The sequence below is a fragment of the Vogesella facilis genome, assembly GCF_042648525.1.
In the GTDB taxonomy this organism is placed as follows: domain Bacteria; phylum Pseudomonadota; class Gammaproteobacteria; order Burkholderiales; family Chromobacteriaceae; genus Vogesella; species Vogesella facilis.
Map to the genome: position 1 here is coordinate 8132 of NZ_JBHRXN010000031.1, position 15655 is coordinate 23786.

At 68.1% G+C, this 15655-nt stretch carries 13 protein-coding genes; 6 read left to right on the forward strand and 7 right to left on the reverse strand.

What is annotated here, in order from left to right; translation table 11 throughout:
• The coding region (locus ACFOLG_RS11265) for an MBL fold metallo-hydrolase RNA specificity domain-containing protein (protein ID WP_386091774.1) at nt 1–1351 on the reverse strand (1351 nt) is incomplete at its 3' end.
• 167 nt (nt 1352–1518) lie between these two features.
• The gene (locus ACFOLG_RS11270) at nt 1519–2724 is read right to left on the reverse strand and encodes an MFS transporter (protein WP_386091776.1); all 1206 of its coding nucleotides are present in this window, start codon (nt 2722–2724) and stop codon (nt 1519–1521) included.
• Between the two features lie 159 nt (nt 2725–2883).
• Here ACFOLG_RS11270 and ACFOLG_RS11275 point away from each other — a divergent pair, with 159 nt between their 5' ends.
• Genes ACFOLG_RS11275 through ACFOLG_RS11285 form a run of 3 tightly spaced genes read left to right on the forward strand, consistent with a single transcriptional unit; the run spans nt 2884 to nt 6947 of the window.
• The gene (locus ACFOLG_RS11275; RefSeq protein ID WP_386091777.1) at nt 2884–4380 is read left to right on the forward strand and encodes a DUF4118 domain-containing protein; all 1497 of its coding nucleotides are present in this window, start codon (nt 2884–2886) and stop codon (nt 4378–4380) included.
• Nucleotides 4367–5056 carry a response regulator gene (locus ACFOLG_RS11280; protein WP_386091779.1) on the forward strand — a complete coding sequence of 230 codons (690 nt, stop codon included), beginning with the start codon at nt 4367–4369 and terminating at the stop codon, nt 5054–5056. The genes ACFOLG_RS11275 and ACFOLG_RS11280 overlap by 14 nt, the downstream gene beginning before the upstream one ends.
• 16 nt (nt 5057–5072) lie before the next feature.
• The gene (locus ACFOLG_RS11285; protein ID WP_386091781.1) at nt 5073–6947 is read left to right on the forward strand and encodes a potassium transporter Kup; all 1875 of its coding nucleotides are present in this window, start codon (nt 5073–5075) and stop codon (nt 6945–6947) included.
• A gap of 135 nt (nt 6948–7082) precedes the next feature.
• On the opposite strand, the gene ACFOLG_RS11290 is transcribed toward ACFOLG_RS11285, so the two are convergent.
• From ACFOLG_RS11290 to ACFOLG_RS11310, 5 genes are all read right to left on the reverse strand, one after another.
• The gene (locus ACFOLG_RS11290) at nt 7083–8066 is read right to left on the reverse strand and encodes a diguanylate cyclase domain-containing protein (RefSeq protein ID WP_386091783.1); all 984 of its coding nucleotides are present in this window, start codon (nt 8064–8066) and stop codon (nt 7083–7085) included.
• A gap of 241 nt (nt 8067–8307) precedes the next feature.
• Nucleotides 8308–8652, reverse strand: coding sequence for a cupin domain-containing protein (locus ACFOLG_RS11295; RefSeq protein WP_386091785.1), 345 nt, complete (start codon nt 8650–8652; stop codon nt 8308–8310).
• A 140-nt stretch (nt 8653–8792) separates the two neighbouring features.
• Nucleotides 8793–10100, reverse strand: a complete 1308-nt coding sequence (locus ACFOLG_RS11300) for an NAD(P)/FAD-dependent oxidoreductase (protein ID WP_386091787.1) — start codon at nt 10098–10100, stop codon at nt 8793–8795.
• A gap of 90 nt (nt 10101–10190) precedes the next feature.
• Complete coding sequence (locus ACFOLG_RS11305; protein WP_386091788.1) at nt 10191–11555, reverse strand: glutamine synthetase family protein; 1365 nt, start codon at nt 11553–11555, stop codon at nt 10191–10193.
• A 96-nt stretch (nt 11556–11651) separates the two neighbouring features.
• Entirely contained in the window at nt 11652–11819 is a 168-nt protein-coding gene (locus ACFOLG_RS11310; RefSeq protein WP_386091790.1) for a hypothetical protein, read from the reverse strand.
• Nucleotides 11820–12103: 284 nt separating this feature from the next.
• On the opposite strand from ACFOLG_RS11310, the gene ACFOLG_RS11315 reads away from it, so the two are divergent.
• The 3 genes from ACFOLG_RS11315 (at nt 12104) to ACFOLG_RS11325 (ending at nt 15616) form a co-directional block, all read left to right on the forward strand.
• Entirely contained in the window at nt 12104–12571 is a 468-nt protein-coding gene (locus tag ACFOLG_RS11315) for an Lrp/AsnC family transcriptional regulator (RefSeq protein WP_386091792.1), read from the forward strand.
• A 738-nt stretch (nt 12572–13309) separates the two neighbouring features.
• Nucleotides 13310–14941: an APC family permease gene (locus ACFOLG_RS11320; RefSeq protein WP_386091794.1), complete on the forward strand. Its 1632-nt coding sequence runs from the start codon at nt 13310–13312 to the stop codon at nt 14939–14941.
• Between the two features lie 285 nt (nt 14942–15226).
• On the forward strand, nt 15227–15616 hold the full coding sequence (locus ACFOLG_RS11325; RefSeq protein ID WP_386091796.1) for a hypothetical protein: 390 nt from the start codon (nt 15227–15229) through the stop codon (nt 15614–15616).
• Nucleotides 15617–15655 lie beyond the last annotated feature (39 nt).

Here is a 15655-nt window from a genome sequence, read left to right on the forward strand (position 1 = left end):
GCACGCACTGCGCCTGTTCGGCCACGCTCACCGGCCAGTGTTTTTCCACGCTGAGGCGGCGGCGCAGCGCATCGGCGGCGTCCGGCTCGCCATGCACGATGAAGGTGTGCCGCGGCGGCTGCGCGAAGCCGTCCAGCCAGTGCATGATCTCGTCGCTGTCGGCGTGGGCGGACAGGTGCTCCAGCGCCACCACCTCGGCGTTGATTGGCACCTCCTGGCCGTGGATGCGCACGCTGTGCGCTCCGGCCACGATCAGCGCGCCGCGGGTGCCGCCGGCCTGGAAGCCGGAGAACAGCAGCGTGTTGCGCGGGTTGGGGGCGAATGCCTTAAGGTGGTGCAGCACCCGGCCGCCGGTGGCCATGCCGCTGGCGGCGATGATCACCGCCGGCGTGCGCAGCTCGTTCAGGCGCTTGGATTCCTCCACCGTGCGCACCATCTGCGCCACCTGGCACATGCCCTGGCAGTCCTCGTCCGACAGCTTGTGGCTGTCGCGGAACTGCTGGTACACCGCGGTGACATCGCTGGCCATCGGGCTGTTCAGGTAGATCGGCAGCTCGCGCGGAATCCGCCCGGCGCGCTTCAGCCGGTACAGGAAATACAGCAGCACCTGCGCCCGCTCCACCGCAAACGACGGAATCACGGTGATGCCGTGCCGCGCCACGGTGCGGTTGATCACCGCGGCCAGCACCGCCTCCGGGTCTTCTGCCGGGTGCTGGCGGTTGCCGTAGGTGGACTCCAGCAGCAGGTAGTCGGCATGCGCCACCGCGGCCGGCGGCGGCATGATCGGGTCGCGCTGGCGGCCCAGGTCGCCGGAGCCGACCACGGTCACGCCGTCGGCGACGAGCTCCACGCTGGCCGCGCCGAGGATGTGGCCGGCCGGGCGCAGCAAGAGCTGCACGCCGGGCAGGATCTCGCGGCGTTGCTGGAACGGCAGCGGCACGAAGTATTCCAGCGCCCGTTCGGCATCGGCCTCGGTATACAGCGGCAGCGCCGGGCTGTGCTTGGAAAAGCCGCGGCGGTTGGCGTAGTCGGCTTCTTCTTCCTGCAGGTAGCCGCTGTCCGGCAGCAGGATGGCGGCCAGCGCGCAGCTGGCGGCCGAGGCGTAGATGCTGCCGCGAAAGCCGTCGCGCACCAGCGCCGGCAGGTAGCCGCTGTGGTCGAGGTGGGCGTGGCTCAGCACCACCGCGTCCAGCTCGGCCGGGTTGAACGGCAACCCGCTCCAGTTGCGCAGCCGCAGCTGCTTGAAGCCCTGGAACAGGCCGCAGTCGAGCAGGATGCGCTTGCCGGCGCATTCCAGCAGGTATTTGCTGCCGGTTACCGTGCCGGCGGCGCCGAGAAAGGTCAGCTGCATGGTGACTCCGTTTCGGGTGCGTAAAAGGTTGGCCGCAGTGGCCGCTGCGGCCAGGGTGGCGGGCAGGGCGCGGCGGCTGCTGGTTTGATCCTAGTCCGCCAGCGCGATGACGGCTTGCGCTGGCGCAAACCCGTGTCAGCGGACGGCGCTGTTACGGCGCGCGGCGCTCAGGGCTTGCCGGCTGGCGTGCTGGCCGCCGGCAGCGGCAGCGCGTGCGGCCCCAGCCAGCGCCACAGCAGGCCGGCGGCCAGCAGCGCGCAGGCGGCGGCAAAGCCGAACGCCAGTAGCGGGCTGCCCGCCTGGTACAGGTAGCCGAACAGCAGTGAGGCCGGCAGCAGGCAGAGGCCGCTGGTGAGGTGGAACCAGCCAAAGGCGCTGCCGCGGGCATCGACCGGCGCCAGGTCGGCCAGCAGCGCCTTCTCCACCCCCTCAGTGGCGGCCATGAACAGGCCGTAGCCGGCGAACAGCGCGTACAGCGGCCAACCTGGCTGGCTCTGCAGGCCGAAGGCCAGGTAGAACAGCCCGTACAGCACATAGCCGCCCAGCAGCAGCGGCACGCGGCCGACGCGGTCGGACAGCGCCGCCAGCGGGGTGGAGAACAGCATCGCCACCGCCGACACCGCCGCCCACAGCAGCGGAATCTGCGCCGCCGGCACCCCCAGCCGCTGCGCGTGCAGCAGCAGGAACATATTCGACGAGTTGCCCAGCGTGAACAGCGCCAGCACCAGCAGGTAGCGGCGCAGCGGCGGCGGCATGGCCTGCAGCCGCCAGTTGCGCGCTGCCACCGCCGGCGCCGGGCGCGGCGGCTCGCGCAGCCAGCACACCAGCGCCAGGCACAGCGCGGCCGGCAGCGCCGACCACAGGAAAATACTCTGCAGCGGCACCTGCCACGCCAGCAGCGCGCTGGCCAGCAGGGGGCCGATCACCGCGCCGGCATTGTCCATGGCGCGGTGCAGGCCAAATGCCAGCCCGCGCTGCTGCGGCGCCACGCTGGCGGCCAGCAGCGCATCGCGCGGCGAGCTGCGCAGGCCCTTGCCGACGCGGTCGGCAAAACGGATCGCCAGCAGCCACGGCCAGCTGCCGACTACGGCGATCAGCGGCCGTCCCAGCCCGGCCAGGCCGTAGCCGCACAGCAGCCACGGCTTGCTGCGCCGGCTGCGATCCACCATCACGCCGGAGACCAGCTTCAGCAGGCTGGCGCTGGCCTCGGCGATGCCCTCGATCAGCCCCAGCGCCCGTGGCCCGGCCAGCAGCACCGACGACAGGTACAGCGGCAGCAGCGGGTACAGCATGTCGCTGGCGCTGTCGTTCAGCAGGCTGATCAGCCCGATCAGCCACACGGTGCGGGGGAGGGTGCGCAGGGCGGCCAGCATCGCTGCTCCTTGGAATAGGGGTCGGCGCGGCCGCCGGCGCTGCGTGGCGCGCGGCCGGCGGGCGTTTACGGCTTGTTTACAGCACGGCAACAACTCTCTACAAATTTTTTACCGGCGCTCCCCTATCGTTACAGCATCTGGACAAGCGAGTACAACAACATGCAAGCCCATCAAGCCTCCGGGCTGTGGCGTTACGGTCTGGTGATCGTCGCCTGCCTGCTGGTGACCCTGCTCACCGCGCCGTTCCGCGCCACGCTGGAGCTGGCCAACGCGGTGATGCTGTTCCTGCTGGTGGTGTTCCTGGTGGCGCTGAAACTGGGGCGTGGCCCGGCCGTGTTCGCCGCCCTGCTGGGGGTGGCGCTGTTCGATTTCTTCCTGGTGCCGCCGCACTTCACCTTCGCCGTCAGCGACGGCGTGTACCTGATCACCTTCGCGGTGATGCTGGCGGTGGGGCTGCTCACCACCGGACTCACCACCAGCCTGCAGGACGAAAGCGCGCGCGTGCGCCGCCACGAGCGCGAAACGCGCGAGCATTACGAACTGGCGCGCACCCTGACCGGCGCCGCCAGCCTGGAGCAGGTGGAGGCGGCGGTGGCCAGCTACGCCGCGCACCAGCACTGCCGCGTGCGCTGCTTCTGGCTGACGCCGCAGCGGCAGCTGGATACCGCGCACAGCGAGCTGCTGGAAAGCCACCTGCTGCAGATGGCGTTCACGCGCCAGCAGCCGGTGCACGGCGATGCCGACGCCGGCCCGCCGCCCTTGTACCTGCCGCTGCGGGCGCCGATGGGCGTGCGCGGCGTGCTGGCCATCTACCCCGACAGCGCGGCCGGGCAGGATTTCCTGCAGCGCGAGCCGCTGTTCGTCACCCTGGCCTCGCTGCTGGCCATCGCGGTGGAACGGCTGCACTACGTCGACGTGGCGCGGCAGACCGAGGTGGCGATCAGCGCCGAGAAACTGCGCAGCTCGATCCTGGCGGCGCTGTCGCACGACTTGCGCACGCCGCTGACCAGCCTGCTGGGCATGGCCGACGCGCTGGCGGCGCGGCCGCTGCCGGCGGCCGAGCGCGAGGCGGCGCGGCTGATCCGCGACCAGGCCGGCGCGGTGCACAAGATGATGAGCAACCTGCTGGACATGGCGCGGCTGCAGGCCGGCAAGCTGCCGCTGCGGCAGGAATGGCAGCTGTACGAGGAGGTGGTCAGCACCAGCCTGCAGTTGCTGCGGCCAACGTTGGCCGCACACCCGCTGCAGCTGGAGCTGGCGCCGGACTTACCGCTGGTGCGCTTCGACGCGGTGCTGGTGGAGCGGGTGCTGTGCAACCTGCTGGAAAACGCCGCCAAGTACGCGCCGGCCGGCAGCACTATCCGCATCCGCGGCTATGTCGAGGGCGGCGATGCCTGCCTGGCGGTGTGCGACGCCGGCCCCGGCATCGAGCCGGCAGAGCTGCAGCGGCTGTTTGCGCTGTTCGAGCGCGGCGAGGCCGAATCCAGCAAGCCGGGGGTGGGGCTGGGACTGGGCATCGCCAAGGCCATCGCCGAGGCGCACGGCGGCAGCCTGACACTGTCGGCCACGCCGGGGGCCGGCACCATCGCCTGCCTGCGCCTGCCGCTGGGCACCCCGCCGGCGGTGCTGACCGAGGACGAACATGAATCCCGCTGACATCCGCATCCTGCTGATCGAGGACGAACCGCACATCCGCCGCTTCGTGCGCAGCACGCTGGAGGGCCAGCAGTGGACGGTGTACGAGGCCGACAACGGCCAGCGCGGGCTGGTGGAGGCCGCCAGCCGCCAGCCGCAGCTGCTGATCGTCGACCTGGGGCTGCCAGACATGGACGGCGTGGCGCTGATCCGCGACTTCCGCCACTGGTCGCAGGCGCCGGTGCTGGTGCTGTCGGCGCGCAGCGACGAGGCCGACAAGATCGCGGCGCTGGATGCCGGCGCCGACGATTACCTGACCAAGCCGTTCGGCGTCGGCGAGCTGCTGGCGCGGGTGCGCGCGCTGACCCGCCGCCACGCGCGCCAGCTGGACGCCTCGCCGCTGCTGCACTTTGGCGAGGTCAGCGTCGACCTGGCGCGGCGCGAAGTACGGCGCGGCGGCGTGGAAGTGGCGCTGACGCCGATGGAGTACACGCTGCTGTGCGCGCTGCTGCGCGACGCCGGCAAGGCGCTGACCCACCGCATGCTGATGCAGGCGGTGTGGGGGCCGGGGCATGCCGACGACAGCCATTACCTGCGCATCTACATGAGCCGCCTGCGCCAGAAGCTGGAGCAGGACCCGGCGCAGCCGGTGCATTTCATCACCCTGTCCGGGGTGGGCTACCGCTTCCAGTTCTGAGCATCGGAAACCACGCATGACTGCTACCCAACATTCCGGCCGTCTGGCCGCCTTATCCCTGGCCGCGCTGGGGGTGGTGTACGGCGACATCGGCACCAGCCCGCTGTACACCATGAAGGAAATCTTCGCCGGCGCGCACCCGGTGCCACTGACCCACGGCAACATCCTCGGCATCCTGTCGCTGGTGTTGTGGTCGCTGCTGGTGGTGGTGGCCTTCAAGTACGTCAGCATCATCATGCGCGCCGACAACAAGGGCGAGGGCGGCATCATGGCGCTGATGGCGCTGGTGCTGCACCACGCCAAGAGCAAGAAGCAGGTGGCTTTGCTGATGCTGCTGGGGCTGTTCGGCGCCGCGCTGTTCTACGGCGACAGCATCATCACCCCGGCCATCTCGGTGCTGTCGGCGGTGGAGGGGCTGGGCATCGCCACCCCGGCGCTGACGCCCTACATCGTGCCGCTGTCGCTGGCGGTGCTGTTCGTGCTGTTCGTGATGCAGAAGCACGGCACCGAGAAGGTGGGCGCGCTGTTCGGCCCGGTGATGGTGCTGTGGTTCGCGGTGCTGGCAGTGCTGGGGGTGAGCGAGATCGTGCACAACCCGGCGGTGCTGGCGGCGCTGAACCCGTGGCACGCAGTGCGCTTCTTTGCGGCCAACCCGCTGCTGGGCTTTCTGGCGCTGGGCGGCTCGGTGCTGGCGCTGACCGGCGGCGAGGCGCTGTACGCCGACATGGGCCACTTCGGCCGCCGCCCGATCCAGCTGGCCTGGTTCAGCCTGGTGTTGCCGGCGCTGGTGCTCAACTACTTTGGCCAGGGCGCGTTGCTGCTGCGCAACCCGCAGGCGATCGCCAACCCGTTCTACCTACTGGCGCCGGGCTGGGCGCTACTGCCGATGGTGCTGCTGGCCACGCTGGCCACGGTGATCGCCTCGCAGGCGGTGATCTCCGGCGCCTATTCGCTTACCCGCCAGGCCATCCAGCTGGGCTACGCGCCGCGCATGGAAGTGCTGCACACCTCCAGCCGCGAGATCGGCCAGATCTACCTGCCGGCGGTGAACTGGGCGCTGCTGATCGCGGTGGCGGTGCTGGTGGTGGGCTTCGGCTCCTCCGGCAAGCTGGCGGCGGCCTACGGCATTGCGGTAACCGGCACCATGGTGATCACCACCATCCTCACCTTCATGGTGGCGCGCCAGCAGTGGCAGTGGAGCCGCGGCAAGTGCGCGCTGATCCTCGGCGGCCTGCTGCTGGTGGATATCGCCTACTTCAGCGCCAACGCCTTCAAGCTGTTCGAGGGCGGCTGGTTCCCGCTGGCGATGGGGCTGCTGGTGTTCACGGTGATGACTACCTGGAAGCGCGGCCGCCAGCTGGTGCACGACAAGCTGGCCAGCGAGGGCATGCCGCTGGCGCAGTTCGTCGAGCTGATGGCGCCGGCGGTGCCGCGGGTGCAGGGCACCGCCATCTTCATGACCTCCGATCTGCACAGCACGCCGCACGCGCTGCTGCACAGCATGAAGCACTACAAGAGCCTGCACGAACGGGTGGTGATCCTCACCGTGGAAACCGCCGACGTGCCGTACCTGCCCCCGGCCGAGCGCGCCACGCTGACGGCGCTGGGCGAGGCCTTCTACCAGGTGCGGGTGGTGTTCGGCTTCATGGACGAGCCGGACGTGCCGGCGGCGCTGCAGGCCTGCGCGTCGCAGGGGCTGGTGCTGGAGATGATGGACACCTCGTTCTTCCTCGGCCGCGAGACGCTGATTCCGAAAGTGGGGGCGGGGGTGATGAGCACCTGGCGCGAGAAGCTGTTCCTCACCATGTTCCGCAACGCCGGCGCCGCCTCGTCCTACTTCAAGCTACCACCGAACCGGGTGGTGGAGCTGGGCTCGCAGCTGGCGCTGTAGGCTGCCGGCTGGCGGCAACAACAACGCCCACCGTTCAGGTGGGCGTTTTGCATGCTGGAGCATAAGCCAAGGGCACATCCGGGGCGTGCGGCCAACGTTGGCCGCAGGCGCCCGGTGGTGTGCGGCAGACCCGGGCTAGGCTGGCGGCCGAAGGTAGTGGCGCACGCGATGGCGGCCATCCGCCTTGGCCTGGTACATGGCGGCATCGGCGTGCTGCACCAGCGCCTCGGCATTGCTGCCGTCGTCCGGGTAGCGGCTGGTGCCGATGCTGGCGCCCAGGTCGATGGCCAGGCCGTCCAGCAGCTGCACCCGGTTCAGCCGTTCGAGCAGGCGCTGGCCGACGGCCGCCACCGCCGGCGGCCCGGCCTCGCCGTGCAGATAGAGGATGAATTCGTCGCCGCCGAGGCGGGCGGCGACATCGCCGTCGCCCACCACCTGCTGCAGCTGCTGCGCGACGAACTGCAGCAGCTTGTCGCCGACGGCATGGCCGTGGCGGTCGTTGATCTGCTTGAACAGGTCCAGGTCGACAAACAGCACCGCCAGGCTGCCGCCGCTGCGCCCGGCGTGCGCGATGGCCTGGCTCAGCCGCTGGTAAAAGGCGCTGCGGTTCAGCAGCCCGGTCAGTGCGTCGTGCTGCGCCATGCGCTGCAGCGCCTGGGCGCTTTCCTTGCGGCGGGTAATGTCGGCATGGGCGCCCATGATGCGCAGCGGGGCGCCATCGGCGGCGCGCTCGATCACCCGGCCGCGATCCCACAGCCAGGTAACTTTGCCGTCCGGGCCAAGGGTGCGGTATTCCGCCTCGTAACAGTCGCTGTCGCCGCGCAGATGCGCCAGGTAGTTGGCCAGCACGCTGTCGCGGTCGTCCGGGTGCACCTTGGCATACCAGACGTCGAAGTGCGACGCCATGTCGTCCGGCTTGAAGTCCTGCAGATTGAACACCTGCAGCTCGCCGCTGGGCGGCAGGCCCTGCCACAGGCACAGCCCGGTGCCATCCAGCGCCGCGGCCAGTTTTTCCTGCAGCAGCCCATTGGCGTGCTGCAGGTCGGCCAGCTGCTGTTGCAGCTGGGCAAGCTCGTGCCGTAACGCGGCGTGGTCGTGTAGCGGGGGCTGGGTATCCATGTGCAGCAAACTCGGGCAGGCAGGTGGGGTGGCGGTGTGTGGCGGACACTATAGCAAGGCCAGCCGCCGGCCGGTGGGCAAATGCGGCGCGCCGGCGCCGGCGGCAGGGGGAGGGCGTGGCGCGCTTTGCGGCCAACGTTGGCCGCAAAAAGCTGCGCCCGCCACGGCGAGCGTGGCGGGCGCAGGAGGGGGCGGGCCGCCGCCGGCCTGCCGGCTACGGCAGCGCTAGCGGCGGGCGGGCTCAGGCAAAGACGAAGTACTTGCGCACCGTCTCCACCACTTCCCAGGTGCCTTTCATGCCGGGCTCGATCACGAATACATCGCCGGCCTTCAGGTGCAGCGGCGGCTCGCCTTCCGGGGTGATGATACAGTAGCCGTCGAGGAAGTGGCAGTACTCCCATTTCTCGTAGTTCACCTCGAATTTGCCCGGGGTGCAGATCCAGGTGCCCATGATCTTGCTGCCGTCCTTGGACAGGTAGGCGTTGAGGTTCACGGTGTGCGGGTCGCCGCCGATGCGCTTCCACTTGGTGGCGTCAAGCACCGGCGTCGGGCAGGTTTCACGCAGGACAGTGATGAAATCGGACATGTCGGCTCCAAACGGTCGGATAAGGGCCTGCCATGGTAGGGGCAATGCCGGCGCGGCAATTGTCTGGTTCCGACCCGTTTCACCGACGAAATGGACGGCCCGGGTCGCCGCCGGCGGCGGCCGGCGACGCCCCGTTCGCCTCAGCGCAGTTTTTCCAGTAGCTGGTAGTACCACATGCCGGCCGCCAGCAGCGGGTTGCCGAGCTTGCTGCCCAGCGGCACCTTGATGTGCTTGCAGGCGGCAAAGGTGTCGAAGCGCTGCAGCGTGCCGGTGATGGCCTCGGCCATGATCTCGCCCATGATGTGGCTGGTGGCCACGCCGTGGCCGGAGTAGCCCTGGCAGTACCACACGTTGTCCGACAGCTTGCCCAGCTGCGGGATGCGGTTCACCACGATGCCCATCGCGCAGCTCCACTGGTAGTCGATTTCCACCCCCTTCAGCTGCGGGAAGGTGCGCTCGATGCACGGTCGCAGCTCGGCGGCGATGTCGCGCGAATCGTGGCCGGAGTAGTTGGCGCCGCCGCCGAACAGCAGGCGGCCGTCGGCGGTCAGGCGGTAGTAGTCCAGCACGAAGCGGCAGTCGTACACCGCCAGATCCTGCGGGTTGAGCTGGGTTGCCAGCTCGCCCAGCGGGCGGGTGGTGACGATGCCGCCCATGGCCGGAAAGATCTTGCCGCCGAGCTTGCCCTGCTCCAGCTTGTGGTACACGTCGCCGGCCAGCAGCACCTGGCGGGCGTTGATGCGGCCGTGCGCGCTCAGCACCGCCGGGTGCGCGCCGTGCACGATGTCCAGCACCTCGGTGTGTTCGAAGATCTGCACCCCCAGGCCGGCGGCGGCGCGCGCCTCGCCCAGGCACAGGTTGAGCGGGTGCAGGTGCATATTGCGGGTGTTTTTCAGTGCGCCCAGGTACAGCTCGCTGGCCAGCTGCCCGCGCACGCCGGCGGCATCCAGCAGCGTGACGTGCTCGCCCATGCCGCGGCGCTGCGCCTCTTCGAAGTTGGCGCGCAGCTCGGCCATGTGCGCCGGCTTCATCGCCGCGTGCAGGTGGCCGTGTTTCAGGTCGCAGGCGATGTCGTACTTGGCCACGCGCTGTTCGATGATGTCGTGGCCGCGCCAGCGCAGCGACCAGATGAAGTCGTCGACGTCGCTGCCCAGGGTGTTGCGCATCTGCTGGCGCATGGCGCCATCGCCGGACAGGCTGCCGGTGACCTGGCCGCCGTTGCGGCCGCTGGCCCCCCAGCCGATCTTGTTGCTTTCCACAATGGCCACGCGCAGGCCGCGTTCGGCCAGTTCCAGCGCGCTGGCCACGCCGGTGAAGCCGCCGCCGATCACCACCACGTCGACATCGACGGTGCCGCGCAGCGCGGGGTAGTCGCTTTCTTGCTGGATGGTGGCGCTGTAGTAGGACGGGCTGCGCGGCGCACTGCCGCCTTGGTACGGTGCGTTCATGTCTTGCTCCTGCAGGGAACAGCGCCGCCCGGCACGGGGCCGGGGCGGCGGGGTAAGGGTTTGCGGCCAACGTTGGCCGCACGGGCGGGATCAGGCCTGGTTCAGGTACCAGCGCCAGTCCTGCTCGCCCACTTCCGCCATGTACTGGCGGTATTCCTCGCGCTTCACCGCCAGGTAGACCTTGAGGAAGGCCGGGCCGAAGGCGTCGCGCGCCCAGGCGGATTTTTCCAGTGCGGTCAGCGCGCTCAGCCAGTCGGTGGGCAGCCGGGTCTCGGCCTGGGCGTAGCCGTTGCCCTCGATCGGCGCGCCCGGGTCCAGCTGCTCGCGGATGCCGCGGTGCGAGGCGGCGATGATGGCGGCGGCGGCCAGGTAGGGGTTGGCGTCGGCGCCGCACACGCGGTGCTCGACATGGCGGCTGGGCGCCGGGCCGCCGGGCACGCGCAGGCTGACGGTGCGGTTGTCCACGCCCCAGGTCGGCGCGAACGGCGCGTAGCTGTTGGCCTGGAAGCGGCGGTAGGAGTTGGCGTTGGGGCAGAACAGCAGCAGCGAATCCAGCAGGCAGGCCATCATGCCGCCCACCGCGTGGCGCAGCATCTGGGTGCCGGCCTTGTCCTCGGCGGCGAACAGGTTGTTGCCGTCCTTGTCCGCCACGCTGATGTGCATGTGCATGCCGGAGCCGGCAATGCTGGCAAACGGCTTGGCCATGAAGCAGGCCTTCATGCCGTGCGCGGCGGCGATGCTCTTCACCAGCCGCTTGTAGCGCACCGCCTGGTCCATGGCTTCCAGTGCCGGGCCGTGTTCGAGGGTGATTTCCACCTGACCGGGGGCGTACTCGGAAATGGCGGTGCGCACCGGGATGTGCTGCTCGCGGCAGGCGTTGTACAGGTCGGCGAGGAACGGTTCGATCTGCTCCAGTTCGCGCAGGCCGTACACCTGGGTCTGGCTGGGGCGGCCGCCGTCGATATCCAGCGCCGGCTGCGGCCGGCCCTGGGCATCGGCCTTGGCGTCCAGCAGGTAGAACTCCAGCTCGCAGGCCATCACCGGGTACAGGCCATCGGCCTGCATGGCCTCCACCACCTGCTGCAGCACGTGGCGCGGGTCGGCCACCACCGCCGGCAGGCCCTCGCTCGGGTGCATCTGCACCTGCAGCGCGGCGGTGGGCATGCTGCGCCACGGCAGGCGCACCAGGCTGCCGGGCAGCGGGTAGGCGCGGCAGTCGATATCGCCGACATCCCACACCAGGCCGCTGCCTTCGGTGTCTTCGCCCTGCATGGTCAGGTTGAGAATGGCGCTGGGCAGCGGCCGGCCGCTGCGGTACACCGCCAGCAGCTCCTCGCGGTGCAGCAGCTTGCCGCGCGGCACGCCGTTGGCGTCGAGGATGAAAAGTTCAAACAGTTCGATTTCCGGGTACTGGGCCAGAAATTGCAGGGCTTCCTGCTCGTGGGCAAAGGTCATGATGGCTCTCTCTCGCGCGGCTTCGCGCAGGGTGAAGGTCGCCCGCAGGCAAAGGCCCGGGGCGTTCCGTCGGCTAGGGACGGGGGAACAGACGCTTCAGTGAGAGCAGGGCCGCGGAGGGCGGGCGTGGCGGCAGTGGAACTGCGCCCAGAACGCCAGCATGACGTTGAGTACCGGATTGAGCCTGGCCGCCGCCATGCGGATTCGCCGTCGGCTCAGGGCCGAACGTTGCTGGCGGCGAAACAGATGGGCGATGAAGTTCATGGCGGTATGGCTGGCTAGGTGTCGGTAGCGTAACGCAAGGGCTTGAGGTGTATCAATTGATTACCAAGATGGCACACAACGAATGCGCAATCAAGTTTATATTGCAAAATATATTACGCATTTGTTTATTTTTGTGTTGTTGTTTTGCGCTTTGCGTTTGTGGCGTGCTGCCGGGCAGGGCGCCGGCACCCGGCCGGCGCCGCTCGCCGCGCTGCTTGTAGCGCGCCAATATCGATTACCATACCGCCGGGTTAACCGACGGCCACCGTACAAGAGGACTGACAATGTCGATTTCTGCACTCGACTCGCTCGATTTCGAGATCATTCGTGAACTTCAGGACGACGGGCGGCGGGCGTTCCGCGAAATCGCACGCAACCTGAACGTGCCGGAGGCGACGGTGCGCACCCGCGTCAAGCGGCTGCAGGAGCTGGAAGTGCTGCAGATCCTGGCGTTCACCAACCCGTCCAAGCTGGGGCACGCCAAGCTGGCGCTGCTGTTTGCCGACGTGGCGGCGGAAGAGCACGAGCGGGTGGTGGACACCCTCGGCCGCTGGCCGGAAGTGTGCTACCTGTCGTCCATCATCGGTACCGCCAACCTGTGCGTGCAGGTGATGTGCCGCGACGACGACAGTCTGTGGCTGCTGCTGCAGAAAATCCGCAGCCTGCCGGGGGTGCGCGCGGTGAGCACCAACCAGGAAATCAAGGTGCACAAGATCCGCTTCACCACCCCGCCGTCCGAGCTGAGCTACTGATCGCCCCGGCGGCGCGAGGTCAGCCCTCCGCCGCCAGCCGTTTCCCTGCCTGTCCCCCGCCAGTCCCACTTGCCCACCCTCCGGGCGCTTCCCCGCTAGCGCGCTAGCCACCATGTAGCGCCGCCATGCGGCCAACCTTTGCCTGCGCGGCAGCAAGACGGCCGCTGCCGCTGCCAGCGCTGCCGTGCCAGCGCCTATCCCGTTACCGCTTTGCCGCCATGTCCGCCGCGGTTGCGCCGCCATGCTGGCGCGCGCTCCCGTGCGGCCATTTTCCCCTGTCGCGTGCTGCATTCTCGCTTTTGTCATGCGTAATGTTTTGCGCACAACAATTGCGCATGGATTGGTTGTGATGTTTTTTTGATACGCAATGCGCAGAAAAAACAAATAAAAAAATGATTAAGCGCAAAGTGTGTGGCTATTATCGAAGCGTCGACAACAACCGCACGCCACAGGCCAGGGGAGGGATAACGAGTGGCCGGCAGGCTTGTCGCCTGGCAACAGGCAGCCAGACGGCCCGTTCGGCACATCAGCAGCAGGGAATGTTTCCGGCAGTCAGCGCGGTGCGGGTGATGCCCGTAGCAGTGACCACCGGCAAAGGAGGGCAAGCCACGGCTTGCCAGCACAACAACAACGCTGCCGCATGGCAGCACCCGCCCGGCGCAGCGCCGTACCGGGCGGTACATGAAATAGCGCGCAACCAGTGTGGAACACGTATTCTGGTGATAAAGGAGATCTATCGTGAGTTTGCAACAAGAACTGCTGCCGCCCACTGCAGCCGGCGTGCCGGAGCACGCCGCATCGCAAGGCCATGACCTGCACCGCAGCCTGACCTGGAAAGACGCTTTCTGGGTGACCAGCGGCGTGCCGGCCGGAGTGTTGTTCGTGATTGGCGGTGTGGCCGCCACCATCGGCCAGCCGGCCTGGTTTATCTGGCTGCTGGCCATTGCCATCGGCTTTGCCCAGTGCTTTACCTATGCCGAGATCTCCGGGCTGTACCCGCACAAATCGGGCGGCGCGTCGGTATACGGTGCGCTGGGCTGGGTGCGCTACAGCAAGTTCGTGGCGCCGGTATCGGTATGGTGCAACTGGCTGGCGTGGTCGCCAATGCTGGCGCTGGGCACCAGCCTGGCGGCGGGCTACACGCTCAGCAGCCTGTTTCCGGCCGACTCGGCGATCAACAGCTGGCAGCTCACCCTGCTGGACCTGGGCTTCATCAGCAAGGATCTCACCTTGCGGGTGAACGCCACCTTCGTGCTGGCACTGGTCTTTCTGCTGATTACCTTCAAGCTGCAGCACAGCGGCGCCTCCGCCGCGGCCAAGACCCAGCGCATCCTCGGTATCGCCTCGCTGGCGCCGCTGCTGATCATCTCGCTGGTGCCGCTGTTCACCGACGACATGCCGTCCAGCCGCTTCCTGCCGCTGCTGCCGCTGGCGCACGACGCTTCCGGCGCCGCGGTGATGGGCAGCTGGAACGCCGCCGGCATCAGCACCGCGCTGGGGGCGATGTTCCTGGCCTGCTGGTCCACTTTCGCCTTCGAAACCGCGGTGTGCTACACCCGCGAATTCAAGGACCCGCAGAAAGACACCTTCCGCGCCATTTTTGCCTCCGGCCTGCTGTGCCTGTTCATGTTCATCGTGGTGCCGATCGCCTTTCAGGGCCACCTGGGGCTGGAGGGCATGCTGGCGCCCAGCATCATCGACGGTTCCGGCGTCGGCGCCGCCATGGCCAAGTTCGTCGGCGGCGGGGCGGTGGTGTTCAACGTGATTGTGGCCATGCTGGTGCTGTCGGTGCTGCTGGTGGTGATGACCTCGATGATGGGCTCGTCGCGCACGCTGTACCAGGCATCGGTGGACGGCTGGCTGCCCAAGTACCTGTCGCACGTCAACCAGCATGGCGCGCCGACGCGCGCGATGTGGACCGACCTCGGTTTCAACGTGTTCCTGCTGCTGATGTCCAACTACATGTCGGTGCTGGCGGTATCCAACGTCTGCTACATGATCTTCGTATTCCTCAACCTGCAGTCCGGCTGGATTCACCGCCTGGATCGCCCGGACTGGCCGCGCCCGTACAAGTGCGCCAACTGGCTGCTGGGGCTGGGGGCGCTGTGCGGCTTCATCGACCTGGTGTTCGTTGGCGCCGGCGCCAACTTCCAGGGTGAAAACACCCTGCGCAATGGCCTGATCGCCACCTTCCTGATCGTGCCGGTGTTCATCTACCGCCACTACTGGCAGGACAAGGGCCAGTTTCCGGAGTCCATGCGTCGCGACATCGACCTGCCGCATGCGCGTGCCGGCGTGCTGCCGTATCTGGCGCTGCTGCTGGCGGTGGCGGTGGTGTGGATCTCGGCCAAGCTCACCGTGATCGGCTAACTAGCATTTGCCGCCGCCAGGCGGGCAACCGAGGGACGCTGGCCGCGCGGCAGCGTCCCTTTTTTCATGCTCCCGTGGCTGTCGCTGCGGGCGGGCGGGCTGGCTTGCGGCCAACGTTACGCCCCGCTTCGTCTAGCTGCTGGTCGCCGCTGCCGCCCGCCAGCTGGCGCTGGTTTGTTCTCCCGCCTGCCGCCGGTACGCCTCCCGTTGTGCCGGCGCTCACTCCGCGTTGCCGCTCTGCACGCCTGCTGCGCGTTGCGCGCCTTCTATTGTGATTTGTTGCGCATGCAGTCGATCAACACCCCATTGTTCTTGCCATTGTGCTGCCAGCGCTGCAGCCGGCAGGTTTTGCGTGGCGCAGCGTGTGTCTTGTTGCGCATAAGTCAAAAAATCTTCATTTCAAATGCGCAATGCGCAAATAAAAATAAAAAAAACGTAGATAAGCGCATCGGCTGTGTTTATTATCAAATCACCACATGGCCACGCCGCAAGGCGGCAAAGCAGCACCGGTCATGGCGGCAGGCCGGGCCCAGCCGGGCGGGGCGTGCAGCAGGGGTTTTACTGCTGCGCAGCCAAAAGTGGAGCGAACTGCGCAATGCGCAAATCGCACCGCCGGCTCCCGGGCTTGGCCGCCGCATGTTTGGCCACGGCCTGCCGTGGCGGCCGGTGCACTAGCGCTGCCATCACGCAGGCCTGTTATCGAGAGCGAGACAG